General features: G+C 37.7%; 14 protein-coding genes. 7 read left to right on the top strand and 7 right to left on the bottom strand.

Annotated elements, in window-relative coordinates:
* Positions 1-345 (top strand): DUF6990 domain-containing protein (locus ACFIKJ_RS07180; protein ID WP_375670395.1); only part of this gene is annotated, 345 nt, incomplete at its 5' end.
* 896 nt (positions 346-1,241) lie between these two features.
* Here ACFIKJ_RS07180 and ACFIKJ_RS07175 read toward each other — a convergent pair.
* The 5 genes from ACFIKJ_RS07175 to ACFIKJ_RS07155 all read right to left on the bottom strand — a co-directional run bounded on the left by ACFIKJ_RS07175 (position 1,242) and on the right by ACFIKJ_RS07155 (position 10,980).
* Complete coding sequence (locus ACFIKJ_RS07175) at positions 1,242-6,206, bottom strand: DEAD/DEAH box helicase (protein WP_375670394.1); 4,965 nt, start codon at positions 6,204-6,206, stop codon at positions 1,242-1,244.
* A gap of 596 nt (positions 6,207-6,802) precedes the next feature.
* Positions 6,803-8,410: a YfjI family protein gene (locus tag ACFIKJ_RS07170; protein ID WP_375670393.1), complete on the bottom strand. Its 1,608-nt coding sequence runs from the start codon at positions 8,408-8,410 to the stop codon at positions 6,803-6,805.
* Between the two features lie 12 nt (positions 8,411-8,422).
* Positions 8,423-9,322, bottom strand: a complete 900-nt coding sequence (locus tag ACFIKJ_RS07165) for a toprim domain-containing protein (protein WP_375670392.1) — start codon at positions 9,320-9,322, stop codon at positions 8,423-8,425.
* 99 nt (positions 9,323-9,421) lie between these two features.
* Entirely contained in the window at positions 9,422-9,622 is a 201-nt protein-coding gene (locus ACFIKJ_RS07160; RefSeq protein ID WP_015856773.1) for an AlpA family transcriptional regulator, read from the bottom strand.
* 176 nt (positions 9,623-9,798) lie between these two features.
* Positions 9,799-10,980 carry a tyrosine-type recombinase/integrase gene (locus tag ACFIKJ_RS07155; RefSeq protein WP_375651970.1) on the bottom strand — a complete coding sequence of 394 codons (1,182 nt, stop codon included), beginning with the start codon at positions 10,978-10,980 and terminating at the stop codon, positions 9,799-9,801.
* Positions 10,981-11,206: 226 nt separating this feature from the next.
* Between ACFIKJ_RS07155 and ACFIKJ_RS07150 the strand changes: the two genes are divergently transcribed.
* Positions 11,207-11,587 carry a helix-turn-helix domain-containing protein gene (locus ACFIKJ_RS07150; protein WP_375651969.1) on the top strand — a complete coding sequence of 127 codons (381 nt, stop codon included), beginning with the start codon at positions 11,207-11,209 and terminating at the stop codon, positions 11,585-11,587.
* A gap of 1,254 nt (positions 11,588-12,841) precedes the next feature.
* Positions 12,842-13,873: an aspartate-semialdehyde dehydrogenase gene (locus ACFIKJ_RS07145; protein ID WP_375627325.1), complete on the top strand. Its 1,032-nt coding sequence runs from the start codon at positions 12,842-12,844 to the stop codon at positions 13,871-13,873.
* Between the two features lie 285 nt (positions 13,874-14,158).
* Here ACFIKJ_RS07145 and ACFIKJ_RS07140 read toward each other — a convergent pair whose 3' ends face one another.
* Complete coding sequence (locus tag ACFIKJ_RS07140) at positions 14,159-14,806, bottom strand: SH3 domain-containing protein (RefSeq protein ID WP_375626661.1); 648 nt, start codon at positions 14,804-14,806, stop codon at positions 14,159-14,161.
* A gap of 503 nt (positions 14,807-15,309) precedes the next feature.
* On the opposite strand from ACFIKJ_RS07140, the gene ACFIKJ_RS07135 reads away from it, so the two are divergent.
* The 3 genes from ACFIKJ_RS07135 to ACFIKJ_RS07125 are packed head-to-tail and all read left to right on the top strand — an operon-like array spanning position 15,310 to position 17,842.
* Positions 15,310-16,128 carry a MetQ/NlpA family ABC transporter substrate-binding protein gene (locus ACFIKJ_RS07135; RefSeq protein WP_273723580.1) on the top strand — a complete coding sequence of 273 codons (819 nt, stop codon included), beginning with the start codon at positions 15,310-15,312 and terminating at the stop codon, positions 16,126-16,128.
* Between the two features lie 27 nt (positions 16,129-16,155).
* Entirely contained in the window at positions 16,156-17,190 is a 1,035-nt protein-coding gene (locus ACFIKJ_RS07130) for a methionine ABC transporter ATP-binding protein (protein WP_375626659.1), read from the top strand.
* The gene (locus tag ACFIKJ_RS07125) at positions 17,183-17,842 is read left to right on the top strand and encodes a methionine ABC transporter permease (RefSeq protein ID WP_375626657.1); all 660 of its coding nucleotides are present in this window, start codon (positions 17,183-17,185) and stop codon (positions 17,840-17,842) included. Before ACFIKJ_RS07130 ends, ACFIKJ_RS07125 begins: the two co-directional genes overlap by 8 nt.
* 958 nt (positions 17,843-18,800) lie before the next feature.
* Here ACFIKJ_RS07125 and ACFIKJ_RS07120 read toward each other — a convergent pair.
* Complete coding sequence (locus ACFIKJ_RS07120; protein WP_273723586.1) at positions 18,801-19,280, bottom strand: MaoC family dehydratase; 480 nt, start codon at positions 19,278-19,280, stop codon at positions 18,801-18,803.
* A 163-nt stretch (positions 19,281-19,443) separates the two neighbouring features.
* Here ACFIKJ_RS07120 and ACFIKJ_RS07115 point away from each other — a divergent pair, with 163 nt between their 5' ends.
* A complete protein-coding gene (locus ACFIKJ_RS07115) occupies positions 19,444-20,778 on the top strand; it encodes an NAD(P)H-dependent oxidoreductase (protein ID WP_375627323.1) in 1,335 nt (444 codons plus the stop codon).
* The last annotated feature ends 606 nt before the right edge of the window (positions 20,779-21,384 follow it).

Below are 21,384 nucleotides of genomic sequence, written 5' to 3'. Positions count from 1 at the left end.
GCTCCTTGGCAACAAGATGCAACATCTAAAGCAGATAATACGGATTATGCTTTACTTCATCTTGGCGCTCTTGCTTTGTTGGGTGATGTTGAGACCTTACAATCTTATCAGAAAAGCTTTACGGCAGGTGATCACCTAGGCTTTGACGAGAGCATCAACAAAACCCACCTTGAACGTGCATTAGCTTTAGCCAAAGAAGTAGCAAAGGTGAAGCAAGTGAGCTACACTTTGATTGAACGGGTAGCAAAAGATTTTGGTGATCAACAAGAGGTTATCAGCAAGGAGCAACCCCGCTCGTGGAAAGAGAAAATAGTCAATTTTATCGGAAAAAAAGACAAGAAATAGCACCTAAAAAATATCAAAAAGATTTCAGAAATTTAGAAAATAAGACGCGCTCCAAAGCCTTGATCACTAGTTGAGAAACTCAACAGTGGTATGGCTCTGATCATGGTTTTGGTGCAAGATTGTAATGAAACAACCTATAAAAAAAGATCTATAAAATTATTCCATAGATGATCAAAATCCCTTTTAATGGATTATTGTCTATTTTATCGGTTATGTCTGTTTATTTAACAGACGAATCTTATGATTTTAGTAAATGATTAAAATGTGCTTTATGAAAAGCATATAATCCTTTAAAGCCTTTCAAAAGAAAGGGATTATAATCATAAGAAATGCTATCAAAACTATTATAGTACTTAGTTTTGAAGGTTTTGAGGGTTATGGGTGTTCTTTTTACCCCCCCTTTATATATATTTTTTAGTCAAAAATAAAAGTTATTATATTTCAATATGTTAATCTTTCAAATAAACAACCTATATTAAACACAAAACATAAATACAATCTTTAATATATATTTAAGAGGGTTTTGTAGGTGTTTTGGGGGTTTGAGAAACCTTCAAAACCTATAAGTAATATAAAAAAATGAATATACATAACTCTCTTTAAACAAAGCTTCTGATAACAATAAAGCTATCATTTTAGATTACGGTATAACCTCTTAAAGGCAATGTAAAAGAAGCGTATTCACTTTAAGATGGGATTTCTTAAAAGTCTTAAAGCAATCAAAATAAGAGTATTTAAAAGTGCAAGTTTCTTCTTTTTAGAATAATGCATATAAACATTCCTTTTAAAGATTGTATGTAAGCAATTTAACAAGAGAGGTATAGATTATATGGTTATAAGACCTTATACCCCTTGTAAGGTTATCACACTCATTATGTGAGCATGCTTTAATAAGCTTATTCAGTTTCTCTTATTTCTAATTTTGGTAAGTTCTTAACAATCTTCATTGTTTCTAAACTTACGGTAATAACCCTTTGAAACAACTCTAATGGATAAGCAGGGTTGCCAACGGTTTCAACAGCATAGTGATTGGCATCATTCACAATGCCACTCTTTTTATCAGTCTTTACGCATTGACGCCCCATAACCCATTCAAGAGCGGGTTTACCATTGACGATATACTCATAAGCTTCAAGAGGTATATCTGTCATGATGATATTGCTATTGTAAATAACAGTTGATTTATCTTTTTCTTTACCTGCTTTTGCGAATTTCATTTCTGTAACGTAATAGAATTTCTCAGGATTAGAGATCTCTGTAAATTTTGGATTACCCTTTTTAAAGGTCACTGGATAAGGTTCTACAGTTTCATAATTCACGTGCAAATGACCCAGTTTATGTCCTGCTGTTACAAATTTCCAAAAATCATCAGCAGTTTTTACACAAGGGATACGAGGCAGTTCTTTGCATAAATTATGAGCATAACGTGTACGATAATCTTCCGAATGAAGTAGACCATAAATATAATAGAATAAATCATCTTTCGTGATAGTTTCATTAGGATAAGCTGCTTTAAAATGTTCTAGCCCCTCATCAGTAATAGCATCACGCCTTTGTAAATCAGCTGTTGTGCTTTCTTCTATAGAGTTTGTAAATAAAAGGGATTGTTTTTTATTTTTTAAAGATTCAGTATCTTCGTAAATATAACGTGGAAAACATTGACCTTTTTCTATTGCATCTAGATTAGGTAAATCCTTACTCATCAAAACAGAAAAACCACACCTTGCTCCTATGCCTGTAATTTGAATTACTTGATTTTCAACCGCTTGTCCTATCGGAAACATACGTGGTATTCGAGAAACCATTTCATTGAAACTGCGATTGTAATAAAGCCACTGCTTTGTAAAAGGACGATAAAGACTTTGTGTAAGACAGTTATTGTCAAAAGGAAAGAGTTTTGCTTTAAGCAATTTTTTTTTGAGATGATAACTCCAACTGATTTTACTTGTATCGGCATTGATGAAACTGTCTACAGCCTTTTCACGTATTATACTATCAACATGCCCATAGGCTTCATTAAAACGCTTTACTTCACTATTATAGAAAGCAATCATATTGCTCATGTTCTTCCCTAAAGCCTCAAGGCTCGAGTTATATGCCCAGGCATCACGATTAGTTACAATACCACAAGAATAAGTCTCAAAAAGCTTTTTATCATGCCCTCTTTTAACGCCTAAAGCTAAAAATGCGTTGAAACTGTCATCACGTTGATGAATCCAGTCACCATGCTTGTCTGGTGTAATGAGTTGCCAGCCTTGTTCATGGGTAATACCATCAATACTGCAAAATTCGTCAAGGATCTCAAGTTTCCTTTTAGTTGTAAGATTACTACCAATGTCGTGATAGTAAATTTTACATGATTCAGTCACATTGGGCTTTTTGATAAAGAGCGTTATAGCGATACCGGTCATACTACCATTGCCAAAAACATTTTCCCCTTCTTGAGCAGCCCCATTACTTAACATGTTTTTACGAATATCTCCTCGTAAATTGAGTACGTAAATACTGCTAAATTCTTTGGCTAAAGATTTTCGTAAACCGTCCATTGTCGATTTTTCTATGTAACCTGAACCAGAAACAAAGCCGATTATTCCAGCATTATCAATACGATCACTAGCCCAACGAATGGCACGAATATAGCTGTCATAAAGTGCTTGAACAAAAGGTGTTTTAGATTGAGCAGCATAGATTTCACGAATATGGTTATCTAATAGTGGATAAGGGGTCTTCTTTGCATTGTCATTCGCACTCTTTTGACCTGTTGAATAAGGAGGGTTACCAAAGATAACTTTAATATCCAGTTTCTTTTGATGCTCTAAATATTCACTGTTTTCTTTGAATAATTTTTGCAGAAGGTTCTTTTCTTCAAGCATGCGGAAAGTATCGGTCAAACCAATATGCTTGAAAGGAATGTACTCACCTTTCATGATACTATGATAAGTCGATTCAATGTTAATCGCTGCTATGTAATAGGCAAGCAAAACAATTTCATTGGCATGAATATCATGACGGAATTTATATTCCATATCCTCTGGTTTTATGAGATTGGATTGTAAAAGCCGTGTGATAAAGGTCCCAGTACCCGTAAAAGGGTCAAGAATAGAAACACCCCGTGACCCTAAGCTTTTTCCAAATTCATTACGCAACACATCATCAACAGAATGAATGATAAAATCCACAACTTCAACGGGGGTATAAACAATGCCAAGCCTATCCGTGGTTTTCTTAAATGCCTTGGTAAAAAAATCTTCGTAAAGCTTGATAATAAGATTTTGTCTTGCCTGTGGTTCTGTAATGCCAGAGGCACGGAACTTTACGCTGTCATAAAACTCTTGTAATTCCTTGGATTCTTCCTCAATATTGGTTTTATCGAGTTCTGTTAAGATTTTTTCCATTGCTTGCGAAATGGCATTGTTTTGTACAAATTCATTGCCCTCAAACAAGGCTTCAAACACGGGACGCGTCACAAGATGTTGCGCTAACATCTCAATCGCTTCTTCTTGCTTTATCTCACTGTTTAAGTTGTTTTTTAATTCCTTATAAAACGCATCAAAGGCATGATAAGCTTCGCTTGTTTGATCAGAAAGCATAGTTTGAAGGCGTGTGATATGGTTTTGTGCAATCTCAGCAACATTGCCAGCCCAAATGCCCCAATAATCACTCATAGTAGATTTTTTAACAATCAGTGTTTTGAGAGCATTGGGAAACTCAACAAAAAAGGGCAATCTTCCTTGTCCTTCATATGTTTGGTGCGGTTCATGAGCTTGTGTCCCAATACGAAGTCCGGATTTTTCTGATTTTTCGTGGAGCGTGATTTCGTCAATAACCGTGGTGACATTCTCTAATTCGGTCTTTTTAGAAACTGTAACAATGTCGATGATAGAGCTTACGTCTTGCCCTAAGACCATCTGGTTAAGGGTTTTACTAAAATTCTCATCATGGGCAAGCAAAGCATTGAGAACTTGCCAGACAACACTGTATCTCTTATTGTTTTTTAATGCCTCTTCTGGTGAAACACCAGCAGGAACACCAACCGGCAAAATGATATAACCCATCTTTTTGCCTTTTGCACGACGCATCACACGTCCCACTGCTTGTATCACATCCACTTGGCTTTTACGCGGATGTAAAAACATAACCGCATCAAGGGAAGGAACATCAACACCTTCTGAAAGGCAGCGTACATTGGTTAATATACGGCAGACATTCTCACCCGCATCTTCTTTCAACCAATCAAGTTTTATCGTACGGTTTTTGGCACCAGATTTTCCATTAATATGATCTGCTTGACAGTTAAGAGGGGGAATATTTTTATGGTTTTCATGAAGATCACGTAAATCTTTCTTAACTTCTTCATCGTTGAATGTTCTACATATGCGTTCAGAAGTATCAATATCTCTACAAAAAGCCAAAGCCCGATGCATGGGTCTTGTATCATCTCCAAGATCAATTTTCAGATCCATTTTGGTAAGAGCTTGATAACAACCCATGATCTTTGTTCTATCATCAAGAATAAGTTCATAATTCTCATCTGTCATCAGATGCTGGATAGATTTACTCACTTCTCCTTCATCAACACCTAAAACGATAATCTTGTAAGGCGTTAAAAGTCCATTTTTTACAGCATGGGAGAAACTATAAGAATAAAGGATTTTCCCATAAAGCTCTTCATCATCCATAGAAGCCAGAACAGCATCAATCTCATTAGCTTGTTTTTTGGCATTGTCACTAAAGATACGAGGTGTTGCTGTCATATACAGACGTTTCTTGCCCCGAATAAGGCTATTGTCATGAACCTTGATAAACTCAGATTCACTCTTGTCTGTTCCTAACACAGCTCCAGTGGTACGGTGTGCTTCATCACAAATGATCAGATCAAATTCCGGTAAAGCATATTTCTTTTGCGCATCCGAAATCACTTGTATCGAATGGTAGGTAGCAAAGACCACAGTCATGGCATCAGGAGAAGTCTTATTGGCTTTTTCTCCAAGCTTTTGAGAATCTGTTGTTGCTGGTAGAGCGAGATCCGAGACATCGAGTTCGGCAGCATCATCTTGGGCTTTACGACGCTTACCAACTTGTGTATCAGAACACACGGCAAAGGAACGCAAGGGTATTGCTGTATCTGCTGTCCATTCTCTTATTGTTTGTGACATTAAAGAAAGAGAGGGGACAAGGAATAAAACACGTTTACCTTGACCAGCAAGAGCTTCTGCTATCTTCAGACTGGTAAAGGTCTTTCCCGTTCCACACGCCATAATCAGCTTGCCGCGGTCTGCTTCTTGTAAACCGTCATAAACAGCTTTAAGCGCTTCTTGTTGATGATCTAAAAGATTTTTCGGTTCTTTTTTCTTAAGAGTAGCTTCCCCTTTGCTTTCAAAGGTTGACCAATCTATTTGACTGTTTTCCAGATCAAAAAGATTAATTCGTTGAATGCGGACTCCTTGTCCTTCACAGGTGAGATCGGCATTGTTACTCCAATTACCTTCGGTGCTATCAACCAGAATACGGCGTGTGAAGATCTTTTTTCCCGAGGCAGCAATAAAGCTATCAATATCTTCTTTCTTGATCTGATGATTTGCACTATAAAACTTACATTGAATAGCGGCATATCCTTCTTCATCACGAATTTTAGCAACCAGATCAATGCCAATATCACGCCCATCTTCCCCATGCTCTTTTGCCCATTCACAATAGGTTTGCACCTTTTCATATTCTTGGCATTGTAGAGGGTCTTGCGTCAAATAAGCAATTACAAACTTTTCAAAAGAAGTTCCTCTATCGCGCGCACTTTCTGTATGATCACGGTAGGATTGTAACAGAGAGCGTAATGTCAGTGGTTTGTTATGAGATTGAAGCATTTATAATAAAACCCCACCGCTTTATAAGCGTTGATCTATCGGTGTCAAAAAACTTTAAATAGAATTTGCTAGATCTATTTAAAACAAATAGCAATAATAAAATAAAAAAAGGGTGCTAAAGACCCACAACCTGCTTAAAAAGAAATTTTATTAAAGGCTACTTATCCACAGCCTATGACATGAGGTAAGATCAGCAAAATAGTGAAATTTTCTGTTCGTTTTATGGAAAAAAGACAAATTTGATATGTGCTTTTAAGATATCAGAATGTATGTTTTGATAGGCTTTTATTGCTTGCTTTGTAAGAAAGATAAAAAGCATATACCCCCCCCTATACCCCCAAAACCCCTACAAAACCTATGCTATAAGTTGAATTTACAGGTTGTAATGTTGATATAGATTGTTTTTTGAAAAGTTGATAAAAATTAACATATTGAAATATAATGACTTTTATTTTGATTTTTAAAATATATAAAGAGGGGAATAAAAAGCACCTCCAAAACCCCCAAAACCTCCAAAACCAATAGATGGGAAATGTTTTGAAGGTTTCATTTTATGAATACATAAGTTATATGTTTTATTGGAATTTAAAATTCATTCATTGAAATGTTTTATGACTTTTCACTAAAGGATGCCATTCATAGCGTATGGTAGGTCGACCGCCTTGGGAGTTATTGTCTCCAGAGATTTCACGAATATAATTGCAACGGCATAAAAGCTCTAAAGCTTGCTTCACAGCTTCATTGTCTTTTAAACATTTCCAATCACGTTTATAAACATCCCGTGCAGTAAAAACATTAGGTAAATAATCACAGCGCTTGACAAGCAAGTTTGCACTTTCTGTTGCTAATGTATCATGCGCCGCATAAAGACGTTTGGCATGACTTAACAGATATTTTTCCCAATACAAGGCTCTCTCAAGAGCATTTCTATTGATTTCAAAACGACCCCCTTCGGTCAATTCAAAAATCAACGCAAGTGTTGGTATGGTTTTATCCATTTTCAAAAGATACGATTGTAAATTTGTAGAGAAATGACCACTATTTATTTTTTTCTGAAAATTTTCCCACCATACACGAAACATTTCTTGAGCTTCAGCAGAAAAGCGTATGGTTATCGGATGCTTTGGTGAGCCTAACGGTTTATCATAAAGAGAACGAAAGACCCCTTGATAGCTTTCCCATACCTTTTGATTGGGAGGTCTATCCGTCCATAACCGCTTTTTTCGTTCGTCGGGCCATACAATCATTTGAAATCGTTGCATGAAACCATCATCATTTATTCCATGGCACATGGCTTGAATAATGGGAATAATGCGTGAGGGTTGAATGCCCCCAATAATGGAAATGGTTGCATTGGGAATATGAATGGTTCCACGTTCAATACGGTCATAGGTGTATGACGTATTGCCATTAAAAGCTGTTAGATAAAAGGCACGGTCTGTTTGGTATTCCTTTCTTTCCATATTACCTAAAAACCCAGCCAATTCATCTCGTACCATCAAGAGACCACGGGGGTTTTCTTTTAAGAGTTCCCCAAGCTTTTCGACAGTCACATCGTTGACAATAAGACGTCGTTTATCAAGAGTGTTATCATCACTTTCTTTGTGTTCAATAGATTGTGAAAGAAGGGCAAGGGCTTGTTCCTCATCTTGATCTTTGAGTGCTTTATAGGCTTGTTTTTTCTTTTCTCTTTTATCTAATTCAATAAGAATATCTTTCTTTTCTTGCTGTTCTTTCTTCTTTAACCATTCTTGATGCCATTCCTCTTGAAAGGCATAGAGAGGAGTTAAAGCGGCTTGCATGGTAGGTGTTTTGAGTGTTGAAGGTTGCCCCACAAGAGCACCCCAGAGATTAGGAACAATTTTCCAATTATTATCATGTTTTTTGGGAGCAATCCGCACGCCATTGCCAATGACAGCAGCCAAGCCACATAAAGCAGAAATAGCAATAAAATCGATAGAAGATTGTTGAAGATCGGCAACCTCATAAATATAGTCCATTAATGGCATTGGAAGCTGTAATAAGCTAAAAGGCTCGACAGGTAAGAGAGCCGTAGCAATCGGTTTTAATTGCCCCCAACCATTTTGTTGCAAGGCTTGTTCATAAGAAATGGCTTTTAAACAAGTATTTTCGTTTAAAGAGACATTATCGTTATCATTGATGGGAGTATTTTCATTATTGTTTTGTAAATTACTATCTTTCATAGTTTCCCTCTTTTAAGAAAGTAATACGTTATTAAAATCCGTTCCTTTTGGAGCTTGCATCATAAAGACCTCAAAGCCTTGGCTATAAGCACGTGCAGCGAGGGTAAAACCTGCTTTACGACCCGCATCATCGCCGTCCATTGCAATGGTGAGACGCCCTTTTGTATGGGGTAAATTCACACGCATCATGCCACTGGTTGAAAGAGACGCCCATAAATCAACGGGCTCTGATAACAACCCAGACAGCAGAGACAGCCCCGTTTCAATGCCCTCACAAATGACCAGATGTTTTGGATTGGCTTGACTTAAATGCACAGCACCACCTGTTACAGATCCCAACATGGCTTTTGCTGGTTTTTGGTCTGTTTTGCAGCCATTGGCTTGTAAAAAGGTTCTATGAATGGCGAAAGAGCCAGCGCCCTTAACAAGAGCCACCAACGCGGGCAGTGTAAACCCAGAGGGGTGCGAACATTTGTCGTAAAAGCGTAAATCGGGAGGCAAATCACATGTAATACCCCGCATACGTAAATAGGTTTCTGCTAAAGTATTTTTGATTGGTTGGCTTTGTTGCCAAATTGCTTTTGCTCTCTCTGCTTTCTGTTTTGCTCGTTTGAGATCAGCACAAAACTGTTTGGAGAAAGAAAGCATCTGATCATAAGCTTGTTTTCCAAGCAATCCAATTCTAATGAGCGCTTGTATGATCTCTCTAAAAGAGCAGCCAGCATAACAATAGAGTAAAAGACGCCCATCATGTCCATTGGCAAGGGATAAGCTAGGCAGCCTATCATCATGAGCAGGGCAACGGGCTATTCCATAACGCCCATGCCAAACTCCACGTAATGCACAAGTAATTTTTTGAGCTGTTGTATGCAATGCATAAGCATTGCTTGTTGTAGCATTTGTAAAATGCATAAAATCCCTTCCTGCTACTTGCATTACAGGACAGATTCTGTTATTTCGGGATTTGCGAAAGTCGAAATACTTTGTCTGTCCTATAAGGCGAAGTTTTCTTTAGGCGGCGTCGTTGCCACGTTGGTTTTTTGCCTTTTCGATTACATCGCAAAGGTCAGATTGTAACCAGCGCGCTAAGGAACCAATCTTTAAAGGCTTTGGTACTGAGCCATCAGCGACCCGCCGCCAAAGTGTTGAAACGCTTATATTAAGTAGTTTTGCACTCTCACGTACTGTGAGGAGTGGTCCGTTTGGAATCATGGAATCCCCTTTATATTAAATGATAGAATCACTGTTTATTAACTATATATAAATAGCAATTCGTAGCAAACTTTTCCAGCAAAAAAACAATATCTTGTGATTTTTTATCAAGAGAAGCAATAATTTGTGATTGTATTATCCGTTATGGATAAAATAAGGAAAATGGAGACATAGAGCTATCCACAACTTTTATTGTTTTGATCAGTAACATAAGAAGCCCATCTATCCATAAAAATACGACGCTGTTCTAAATAGTCAGTCCGACGATAGGCACGCTCCACTTTTCCCCCAACCGTATGACCTAGAATGGTTTCAGCGACCTCATAAGGGGCATTGGTTGTTTCTGCGAGCCAATCACGTAAACTAGAGCGAAAACCATGCGGACAGGCTTCAAGTCCTGTTTTTTTCATGTATTGTAACATGCTGTTCTGTGCAAGGGGACCACGACCGGTTGCAGAAAAAAGAAACCCATTACGAGATAAAAGGCGTGCTTGTTTAATCACTTTTAGTGCTTCTGATGATAAAGGAACGCGGAATTCTTCTGTAGCATCGCGTCGTCCTTTCATACTTTCAGCAGGAATGGTCCATATATCCCCATCAATCTGATCTTCATGCATATAGCGCAAAGGACGTGTACGAACGCCTGTAAGAATAAGCAAACGCAAAGCCAGTTGTGTCATTGTTGTTGTTTTGCAGAGTGACTGATAAAAGGCAGGAACATCTTTCCAGTCCATTGCTGGTAAATTTTGTGCTTTATGGCGTTGTTTCCCTAAAAGAGCGCGTGCTTTTATCGTTGCTTGTAAATCAACATCCAGCCCCAAAGCAGCAGCATGTTTGAGACAAATATTAAGACGATTTATTGCTTTCTCTGCGGTTGCAGCTTTTGCATGCCAGATGGGAGCAAGAACATTGCGTATCTCTGTTTGTGTAATTTCTGAAATAGGAATACAGCCTAATTTGGGGAGAATATAAAGTTGTAAAGGTAGAAACCAATTCCCAGCCTTGCCATCTCCTTTTAATTCAGCTTTACGACTTTCAAAAGCATCTAAGGCAATGTCTTTTAAATAATGGAGATTACTTATTGCCTCACGCTTTTGTTTCTCACGTTCTTTAATGGGATCACGCCCCTCATGCAAAACAGAACGCCATTGATTTGCTAATTCACGGGCTTTTTTTAAAGAAACATTTCGCAACGCACCCAAGCCCATTTCGCGGCGCCGACCATGAATGGTATAACGATAAAGCCATTGAGCACCACCATCTTTACGCTTATGGAGAAGCAAGCCGGCACCATCATTATATTTGCCAGCCCCCAATGTTGCGACAGCCCTTGCATTAAGACGATTCATAAGAGGCATTTTTACTCCTTTCTTTCCTCATTTTTACCCACACACCAGCCCCGCTTTTGACGTGCAAGCAAGTGATATTAATTGATTCAATCTGAGAGGGTTTGTGATGAGAAAATCTTACTATATTCGGAGTTATGATTCAAGTTGAAAAAGGATGATTTATTATTATAAATCAATGTGTTGCCAGACCCCGGAATACTAATGCGAGGGCGCTCGCAACCGGAGGGGGAGCAAAGTGCAAGCCAAAAGTCTACATTTTTATGACATTTCTTTAGGCAAAAAAATTCGCTTTAGAAGAAACTTCATGGGTTTTTCTCAAAAACAATTAGGGAGTCATTTGGGCGTAACGTTTCAACAAATTCAAAAGTATGAGAAAGGTTTAAATCGCGTAAGTGCAAGACGTTTACAAGAAATTGCTCATATATTAGATGTTCCCGTTTCCTTCTTTTATGCTGATAGCACAAAAAAAGAAGATCCCCTCTATCATTGTGATGACAGAATAGAAAGCAAAGCAGAATATTTACTTTTGCAAAGTTTTAGAATGCTAACCCGCAAAAAACAACGAGCTATTTTGCAGTTAATTTCTGGTGAAAAAAATGATCCCTTATTTTCATAAGTTCACTGAAAGAACAATCAACGTCCTTAATAACATTGAAAAGAATTTTGACTGTCTCCACACACCTTATGAGAACGAAAATTCTTAAATCTAATCTGGTCTGTAAATAGTCCGAATTCTAACGAGTTTAACTTAGCAATAGCGCTTTGATTTATAATGATAATCTAACGTTATGTATATTGAATAAGTGTCTCAAATATCATAAAATTCTTTCATTTCAAACTTGTTCTATATTGAATCAATCAAAATCATTTATTTGCACATTACAAGCAGAGTTGGCGTGTGAGTAAAAATGTACAAAAAAGGCATATCTCTTAATTGAATCGTCTCACATACCAAGAACTGTAGCCGCATTGAATGCCGGAAAAATGTATGATGATGCTAACTTACTCTTTTATTAAACATGGGGGTGTTCAACGGCTTTCCACTGATATAATCCACTTGAAACAAAAGGCTCGCCAAACAAGCCTACGAATATTCACACACACTAAAAAACACTTAAATATATCAAGAAAGCTTAAAGATCTTATACCACCATACTTCAAATGACGATATTTTATAGCATAACAGGATTAAAGTAAAAAACAGACACGAAAAAACTATATGTATAACTTTCATAAGAATTTATTTATATAATGGATACTTAAGTTTATCTTGTTGTGCCATAAATTCTATCATTTAAGGTATGAAAATATGAAGCATGCATACCTCCTTGAAACATTCAAATGTTTTTAGATGCTAAATGTCTTTTTAAATATTTTTAGGCTTTCTTATTGAGCCTTAAGTTTCAAGTGAAAAATGGGAAGCTGCTAAAAGTACCGCTAGAATCTGGCTGTTTACAGACTGAATAGGAAGCTTCGCTTTTAAAGGCATAGGGAGAAGATCAAATAATTCAACAATTAACAGATAGAGTATTAAAAGATTCCCCCAACGCGATACGTAATACCATCCTTAAAAAATTCAAAAGTGTAAAGGTAAACATTGACAGAAGATAAAGAATTCACTTAATTAAAGTGCTCTCTAACGAGCTAATAGTTTAGCGTACAATATTCAATTTTTTCAATTCTGAAAGATTAAAAAAGACTTATCATTTGAAATAAAACAATTTATTGTGCTGACGATGATGATTGGTGTGCACAAAATTGAGTTGTTGAAAATCAAAAATATAATTTAATGATGTTCCTTGACCAACTCACTCTCTCCTGAGTATAGCACGGGGAATAAACGTGGAGAGACATGAGGAGTATATAGAAAATGAGTTTTAAAGTTGCAATTGTCGGCGCAACCGGAAATGTTGGTCGTGAAATGCTTACAATTTTAGAAGAACGTGGTTTTCCTGCGCATGAAATTGTCCCTCTAGCATCACGACGCTCATTAGGACAAGAAGTTTCTTATGGAGATAAAACTTTAAAAGTAAAAGCACTGGATACTTACGATTTTTCTGACACAGATTTTTGTCTTATGTCTGCGGGAGGGAGCATTTCCAAAGAATATGCTCCTAAAATCGCTGCTGCCGGCTGTGTCGTCATCGATAATTCCTCCACATGGCGCTATGATTCCAATGTTCCGTTGATCGTCCCTGAAGTCAATGCCGAAGCTATAAATGCCTTTTCTAAACGTAATATTATAGCAAACCCTAATTGTTCAACAATTCAACTGGTCTTAGCTTTAAAACCACTCCATGATGCTGCAATCATTAAACGTGTTGTTGTCTCTACATATCAATCGGTTTCTGGAGCTGGTAAAGAAGGAATGGATGAACTTTTCGAACAATCACGTGCAGTTTTTGTTGCTGACCCAATTACATCAAAAAAATTCACTAAACGCATTGCCTTTAATGTCATTCCTCATATCGATGTTTTCATGGAAGATGGTTATACAAAAGAAGAATGGAAAATGACTGCTGAGACAAAGAAAATTCTCGATCCGAAGATTAAGTTAACGGCCACTGCTGTTCGGGTCCCTGTCTTTATCGGTCATGCCGAAGCTGTCCATGTTGAATTTGAAAAACCACTAAGCGTATCTGAAGCACAAGCGCTTCTCCGCGATGCTCCCGGTTGTCAGCTTATCGATAAACACGAAGATGGTGGCTATACCACACCTTATGAATGTACAGGAGAAGATGACACCTTTATTAGCCGCATTCGTGAAGATATCACCGTTGAAAATGGTTTAGCTTTCTGGGTTGTCGCCGATAATTTAAGAAAAGGAGCAGCATTGAATGCCGTTCAAATTGCTGAATTGCTCATTTCTCGTAATTTGATAAAGCCTAAGTCCGCAAATTAACGCCCTGTCCAAAAGGATGAAGAGCCCTCGCAGGTCTGTCAAAAGTCCGGTTTCTCTTCAGCAGGATCTTATCTCCTGCTGAGGATTCATATCGCCATTTTAAAGGACTGTGATTCGGGATATTAACAATTTTACTCTGAATATCCATAATATACCTTGCCGCCTTAAGTTAATCATCGCCACCTTAATGCCATTTTATCGTAGAATAGGATTAGCAGCATAAGCATTTTTTGCTTCATGCTGCTGATCCTTTTTGTCATTCCGGTTGTGAAATTAACTTTACCTTTATCGAGCAGGATAGGTCACAACACGGTAACGCGTTTCGTTACGTTCAAAATTTTTGTAATTGACATTATCAGGAAACAAAGGGTTATAAGCATTCACGCGCTTTACAGAGACTTCTTGTGCTTTTGGCGACGGATTTAAAATTGTTCGTTCATCCCTTTTCTTGACACCTGTAGAATCGATAATCATATCTGTTCTGTATAGTTTTTGCATATTTTTCCGTGTTTTTTGAATCGCCGGAAGAACTTTAAAATCGGAAACAGCCTGTTTTACTTTTTCTTTTTTTACTTGTGACGATTTTATCATAGCATTTGGCTTTACTGGCATCTTTGTAAAAGCAATGGTAGGAACATCGCTAACATTGACATAACGTGCAGATGCCCAACCAACTTTTCCATGATAACCAAGAGAACACCAAGTTTTATTGGATAAACAGCCATAAATTTGCACTTTTGCTCCCATTGGAACCATTGTGATCACTTTATAAGCTGTTGCAGGACCTGTGCGTAAAGATACCTGACCTGATGCAACACGAGCAACTGTTCCAGCAATGGTTCCAGCTTCCGCGTGAGAAGCAGTCACAACCACCCCCGACGCTCCCAAAGCCCATAAAATCATTGTTGTTGATAAAAATTTCTTTCTTAACATTATTTTTCTTCCTCTCTCAAAACATGTGAAGGGCAAAATTTCGCCTTTGCAAAAATTTGCCGCGTTTAAATCCAATGATCAGCAACCTTTATTTCCCGCCAAAAAGACCCCACAACATTGCAACAAAATCTCTCTTTATTCCCCCCTCTACACGAACACGGACTTTTGATCTTGGTTGCGCAGTATGTTCTTCATGAATTTACGCCTAAAGCATCATCTAATTGTTTGGTTCTTCAACCAATCGTCCTTTAAAGAAGTTTTTAAAGTGTTATTGGTTCCCTCAACAAATGATTGCAATAAAAGAATTGATTGCCTGAATTACAGAGAATGAATGATGATACGCCCCCAAAATACTAAAAATAAAAGGAAAAATAATAATCTTTTAAAAATAAAAGTGATTGAATATTCTCTAAAGCTTGTATAACTTTAAATCTTCCTAAAAAAATACAGAGTATATTGAAACTTCCCTCAAAAAATCTCTTGGAAAAGAAAGTTAAAAGCACATGACATTAAAAATTTTTTCTCGCAGTCAGATTATAGGATTATTCCTCTCTCTCTTTGCACTTTTTTTATCTACTGCTTGCGTCATGGCTACAGACAAATCAAAAATCAAACTTGGTATTATGGAAGGGCGGGATGCGATTATTTGGAAAACTGCTGCTGAACAGGCTAAAAAATCCGGTTTAGATATTGAACTCGTTTATTTTTCTGATTACGCTTTGCCTAATGACGCTGTTAACGCAGGAGAGATCGATGCGAATGCTTTTCAGCACGCCCCTTATCTTAATGAACAAATGAAACAACGTGGCTATAAACTTTCAATTGTTGGCTATACTTTTATTGCTCCAATTGGTGTTTATTCGCACAAAATCAAAGACTTAAAAGATCTACGTGATGGTGCACATGTTGGTATTCCGAACGACCCATCTAATGGTGGAAGAGCCTTACTTCTTCTCAATTCTTTAGGTCTCATTAAGTTAAAAGATCCTCATAATATTCTTGCATCTCCACTTGATATTATCGAAAATCCTAAAAACCTGCAAATTCGTGAGCTCGATGCTGGTATGTTAGGGCGAGCTATTGACGATTTTGATCTTGCAATTATAAACACAAACTGGGCTATTGTTTCCGGATTAAACTTCGAAAAAGATGTCGTCGCATGGGAGAGTGCAAAAAATAATCCTTATGATAATATCATCGTTGTACGCACGAGCGAAAAAGATGAGCCATGGGTTAAAAAATTAGTTGCCGCTTACAACAACGATCTCATCCGTGCAAAAATAAAAGAGATTTTTGGCAAAACCGCCCAAACTTCTTGGTAATTGTGCCAAATATCCGAGTAATTGTGAATGGAAAAACCTACTCTTATCTCCTTAAAAAACATCAGCCGTTGTTTTAACAAAACGGCTGGTGTTCCGGTAATTAATAATCTCTCTTTAAATATCCATGCTGGTGAAATCCTTGGGGTTATTGGGCGCAGTGGAGCAGGAAAATCAACACTTATCCGCTGTTTAAATGGGTTAGAGAAGATTGATGCAGGGTCCATTTTTTTTGAAGGTGTTGATATTTCAAATCTATCAGAGATAGAGTGGGCGCCTTACCGTCAACGAATTGGGATGATTTTTCAACATTTCAACCTTCTCTCATCGCAAAATATTCTTGATAACATTGCATTGCCGCTTAAATTAAGTGGTGTAAGTAAAAAACAACGCCACAAACGTGCCCTTGAACTGATTGAATTGGTTGGGTTATATGGAAAGGAATATTGTTATCCGGCACAATTGTCAGGGGGGCAAAAACAACGCGTTGGCATTGCTCGTGCGCTCGCTGCTAATCCTAAAATATTGTTATCAGATGAAGCCACCTCTGCTCTTGACCCTGAAACAACACAATCTATTCTAGAGCTCCTTGCTGATATTAATAAACACCTCAATCTCACGATTGTGCTCATCACCCATGAAATGGAAGTTGTGCGCACCATAGCGCATCGCGTTGTTGTTCTTAATCAGGGGAACATCGTAGAAGAAGGACGTGTGAAAGACATCTTTACATCACCGCAAGACGATACAACCATAGCCATGCTCAAGCTTGTCACCCCGCAACTTCCTGAAAAATTTGCGAAAAATCTCAAACCAATCGGGCGAGAAGCTGTCATTGAAATCAATATTGCCGGTGAAATTGCCCAGCAGCCTTTTCTTCATCTTCTAGAAAATGAGAGTGGTTTAAGAGCACGTATTCTCCATGGTGGCATTGATACAGTCCAAGGCGAAACCATCGGGCGCCTCTTCCTTGCTCTTCCTGCTCAAGATAAAGAAGCTTTAAAAAAAGCCGTTCAATGGTTAACAGAAAAAGGACGATATTGCGAGGTGTTAGGTTATGTTTAATGTTTTGTCTCATGAACTTCCCCAAGCTGTTATTGATACAATATTGATGACACTTAGTGCTTCTTTTATGGCATTTATTATAGGACTTCCCCTTGGTCTTCTTCTTCACACAACAGCACGTGGGGGGATTTTTTCCTCATCTCTCATCAATCGCCCTTTAAGCATCATCATTGACAGTATTCGTGCCATTCCCTTTATTATTCTTGCATTTTATCTTCTTCCCGTTACGCGTATCGTTGTAGGAAGAGGGATAGGAATGCCTGCTGTAATTTTTATACTGACCATTTCAGCTATCCCTTTTTATGCACGCATGGCGGAACTCTCTTTTAAAACCGTTGAAAACGGTCTCATTGAAGCGATCCGCTCTATGGGCGCAAGCCGTCTTCAAATTATCAGACATGTTCTTATTCCTGAAGCTCTCCCTAGCCTGATTACAGGTTTTACAGTCATGGTCATTTCTCTCATAGGAGCCACCTCACTTGCTGGATATCTTGGTGGAGGCGGTTTAGGGGATATGGCAATCCGCTATGGCTATCAACGCTATAATACCTTCATCATGACCATTGTCATCATTCTTTTGATCATGCTCAATATTATAACCCAATGGACTTCTGATAAAATCGTACAAAAACTTGATAAAACAAAACATTAAAAGACTTAGAATTTCACATACCAGTACCATCATCCTCTTTGCCACTTTCCAAGTGCAACAACCCTTGCCTATCGAAAACGCTCATAAGAGATTAGAAACTTTTTTCTTAAACAGTTTTTATCTCTCCCCATCCGTTTGTAACATGAAAGAAAATAGTTTTAACGGATTGAACATAAAAGGGAATAAAATGAGAGATCTCACAGTATGTGAGACTCTCTCTTAACATAAAAATGATAAATTATCATGTCAAATTAAGACATTGGTCACGACCTTTCAAAACCTTAGATAACATATTGAATTTATAGTGATAATATGACGTTATTCATATTGAATGAGAATTCTGAATACCGTAAGATTCTCTCATTCAAAATTTGTTCCATATCGAATCAATCAAAACCTCTCGCTTGCATGTTACAAGCGGGAAGAGCCGTGTGAGTAAAAACTATACAAGAAAGGAAGGCGTGCCTCTTATGAATTATCTCAAGCACCAAGACCTGTCTTAACATTGGGTGCTAGCATATAAGGTGCTAGCATATAATATGATAGTACCGGTTTTCTTCTTCACAAGCATAAAGATATAGGGATGCTCAATGGCTTTACCGTTATACTATTCACAGGCGCCATTGCGAAATGGGTGTGACGAGCGTTGAGAGATGTTTCTTTAAAATAAGCCCGTGAATTAGCAACGCAAGTATATTCCATTTGAAACATTCTGTTTTATGTGAGAGCTGTGATACCATTAAAGAATGCTATAAACAAAAGCGTGAAGCAATGCACTATCTTCATTAGGAAACTCCTCTTCAAAACGATCTAGGAAAGATAGCAATCTACTATGGCTATAAACGCTATGATAGCTCCAGGATATCTATCACCCTATAGATTATTCTCAATATTATCATTGAAGAAACTTCTAATAGAATTGTACAAAAATTTTATAAAATAAAGTACTCAAACTAATCTAGATATTGGAAGATTTTTCCCCCATCACTGCCACAATAAGCCATTGAGCCGTAAGAGCTGGTTTTTTTAACTGTTCAATTTCTACCGTAACCCCATAATGGAAAACCACTCGACCAGAAGGGCGAATTTCTGCATCATCTAACACAAAACGCGCACGTACCCGTACCCCTGTTTTCACAGGACTCATGAAGCGTACTTTATCGAAACCATAATTAATCCCCATTGTGCTTCCCTCCAACTCTGGAAGAGCCTCATAAGCGAGCGTAGATAAAAGCGATAATGTTAAAAACCCATGAGCAATTGTGCCTCCAAAAGGTGTCTTTTTAGCCTTTTCCTCATCAACGTGTATCCATTGATGATCATCTGTAGCGCATGCAAACTGATTAATCATATCCTGTGTAACAAGACGCCACCCCGATAATCCCACTTCTTTCCCAATAAAACTGGTAACATCTTGTATTGCTATTTTTTGCTGCATAACGCTATTCCTATTTTACTTGATAAAAACAACCACCCCTCTTGCTTTTATAAAATCCATTGATTAGAGCATCAAGAATAAAAGATTAATTGTCTTAAAAACAAATGCACCTTATGAATGAGAAAAATTCTTTAGCAGAATAGTTTTCAAATGGGAAAAAAGAATGGCAAGCAATGTGAACCTAACAGGTTTAGCGCATGATTTAAAACAACGTGCAGAAAAGCATCCCCCCATCCGTATTGGACTGATTGGTTGTGGTGAAATGGGCACAGATTTATTATCAAGTATCGCGCATATGGATGGTATAACAGTCGCTGCAGTAGCCACTAGGACGCCGTCACGTATTTTTGATGCCGCTACAATAGCCTATGGCGAGGATGGACATGCCTGTGAAGTTGAAAATACTTATGCTCTCACGCAAAGCATTGAAAAAAATTTGATTGCAGCAACAGATGATATTAACCTTGTTTTACGTCATGAACAAATTGATATTATCGTTGATGCAACAGGCTATCCCGAAGCAGGAGCAGAAATTGGTATCAAAGCGCTTGAAAATAACAAACATCTTGTCATGATGAATGTTGAAGCAGATGTTACAATTGGCGCTTATCTCAAACATGAAGCAGAGAAACGAGGGCTCATTTATACACTTGGTGCCGGAGATGAACCAACTTCTTGTATGGAACTCATAGAATTTGTTTCAGCCCTTGGACATAAGATTGTTGCAGCAGGTAAAGGAAAAAATAATCCTCTGCGCTTTGATGCTACACCTGATGCTTACGAAGAAGAAGCATTCCGGCGTAATATGAATGTGCGCATGTTGGTTGAATTTATTGATGGTTCCAAAACGATGGTTGAAATGGCAGCAATTGCCAATGCCACTGGACTTCTCCCCGATTGCCCAGGAATGCATGGACCACAAGCGGCGCTGCAAGATCTAAACAAAGTGCTTATCCCAAAACAAGATGGAGGCATTTTGCAGCGATATGGTATTGTAGATTATTCAACAGGCCAAGGTGTTTCTCCAGGTGTCTTTGTCATTGCAGAAATAGCGCACCCACGTTTACGCGAACGTATGGAAGATTTAAAAATTGGTCAGGGGCCTTATTTCACCTTTCACCGTCCCTATCATTTAACAGCAATGGAAGTTCCCCTCACCTGTGCACGCGTTATGCTTTATGGCAAAAAAGATATGGCTCCTTTTAGCCATCCCGTAGTAGAAGTCTGTGCTGTTGCTAAAAAAGATTTACATCCAGGTGATCAGCTAGACTTTATCGGTCTTTATACTTATCGCGCTTGGATAATGAACATCGCAGAAGCACGCGCTCACCACGCCATTCCTTGTGGTCTTTTAGAAAAAGCAACAGTAACAGCTGAAATTAAAAAAAACGAACTCATTACACTACATAATACTGCTATTCGTGAAGATCAATGGATTGCACGTCTTCGTGCTAAACAAGACCTTTTACTTCATTGCCCTTCTTCCGCTAAGCTATAAACACTCCTTAATTACCTCACTTAACAGTATCTTTGCCTCACACAACAGAACAACCCAGAATGCACTTGTATCGCAAACACAAGTGTTTGTGTTTTAATAAAGGCATTTTTTAACGATGCATATCACCACTTCCCTCTCACAATATGGCGCGTAAATGCTACAATATAAACCACCCCATGATATGGCATAAGATTCATTGTGTATCACTATCTTTACTCTATAAAAATACAAACCGGCATCATCATTTATTTGGTCAATATTACGACAGCCCTTGGACCTTAGAGATGATTCATAAGAAGAATTTTTACTCTTTTTTTTAATAATTTTATCCATACACGAACGCAACTTGTGATACGTAAAAAATACTTTTGATGGATTTAACATAAACAAATTTGAAATAATAATTTATCATTTTTCTTATTGCATAAGAGCTATGAATACAGGGATCTTTTTATTTTGTTCTCTTATAAAAAATCAAAAAATTTAAAAAGGATAAAATATGCCTTTGATGAATAATCTTCATATGAGAGAAGATAGACAATATTAAAAAGCTGATAAAGATAATGAGTATACTAACCTTATTACTAGAGAATAAACATAAATGTA

The organism is Bartonella sp. PS7NMGDW (genome assembly GCF_042193585.1).
Taxonomy (GTDB): Bacteria; Pseudomonadota; Alphaproteobacteria; order Rhizobiales; family Rhizobiaceae; genus Bartonella; species Bartonella grahamii.
This window is presented reverse-complemented; position numbering and strand designations above follow the sequence as displayed.

Excerpts from the sequence above, each read along its gene's own strand:
- ACFIKJ_RS07175 (WP_375670394.1), bottom strand. The coding sequence starts at position 6,206 with ATGCTTCAATCTCATAACAAACCACTGACATTACGCTCTCTGTTACAA.
- ACFIKJ_RS07170 (WP_375670393.1), bottom strand. The coding sequence starts at position 8,410 with ATGAAAGATAGTAATTTACAAAACAATAATGAAAATACTCCCATCAAT.
- ACFIKJ_RS07165 (WP_375670392.1), bottom strand. The coding sequence starts at position 9,322 with ATGCATTTTACAAATGCTACAACAAGCAATGCTTATGCATTGCATACA.
- ACFIKJ_RS07160 (WP_015856773.1), bottom strand. The coding sequence starts at position 9,622 with ATGATTCCAAACGGACCACTCCTCACAGTACGTGAGAGTGCAAAACTA.
- ACFIKJ_RS07155 (WP_375651970.1), bottom strand. The coding sequence starts at position 10,980 with ATGCCTCTTATGAATCGTCTTAATGCAAGGGCTGTCGCAACATTGGGG.
- ACFIKJ_RS07145 (WP_375627325.1), top strand. The coding sequence starts at position 12,842 with ATGAGTTTTAAAGTTGCAATTGTCGGCGCAACCGGAAATGTTGGTCGT.
- ACFIKJ_RS07140 (WP_375626661.1), bottom strand. The coding sequence starts at position 14,806 with ATGTTAAGAAAGAAATTTTTATCAACAACAATGATTTTATGGGCTTTG.
- ACFIKJ_RS07135 (WP_273723580.1), top strand. The coding sequence starts at position 15,310 with ATGACATTAAAAATTTTTTCTCGCAGTCAGATTATAGGATTATTCCTC.
- ACFIKJ_RS07130 (WP_375626659.1), top strand. The coding sequence starts at position 16,156 with ATGGAAAAACCTACTCTTATCTCCTTAAAAAACATCAGCCGTTGTTTT.
- ACFIKJ_RS07125 (WP_375626657.1), top strand. The coding sequence starts at position 17,183 with ATGTTTAATGTTTTGTCTCATGAACTTCCCCAAGCTGTTATTGATACA.
- ACFIKJ_RS07120 (WP_273723586.1), bottom strand. The coding sequence starts at position 19,280 with ATGCAGCAAAAAATAGCAATACAAGATGTTACCAGTTTTATTGGGAAA.
- ACFIKJ_RS07115 (WP_375627323.1), top strand. The coding sequence starts at position 19,444 with ATGGCAAGCAATGTGAACCTAACAGGTTTAGCGCATGATTTAAAACAA.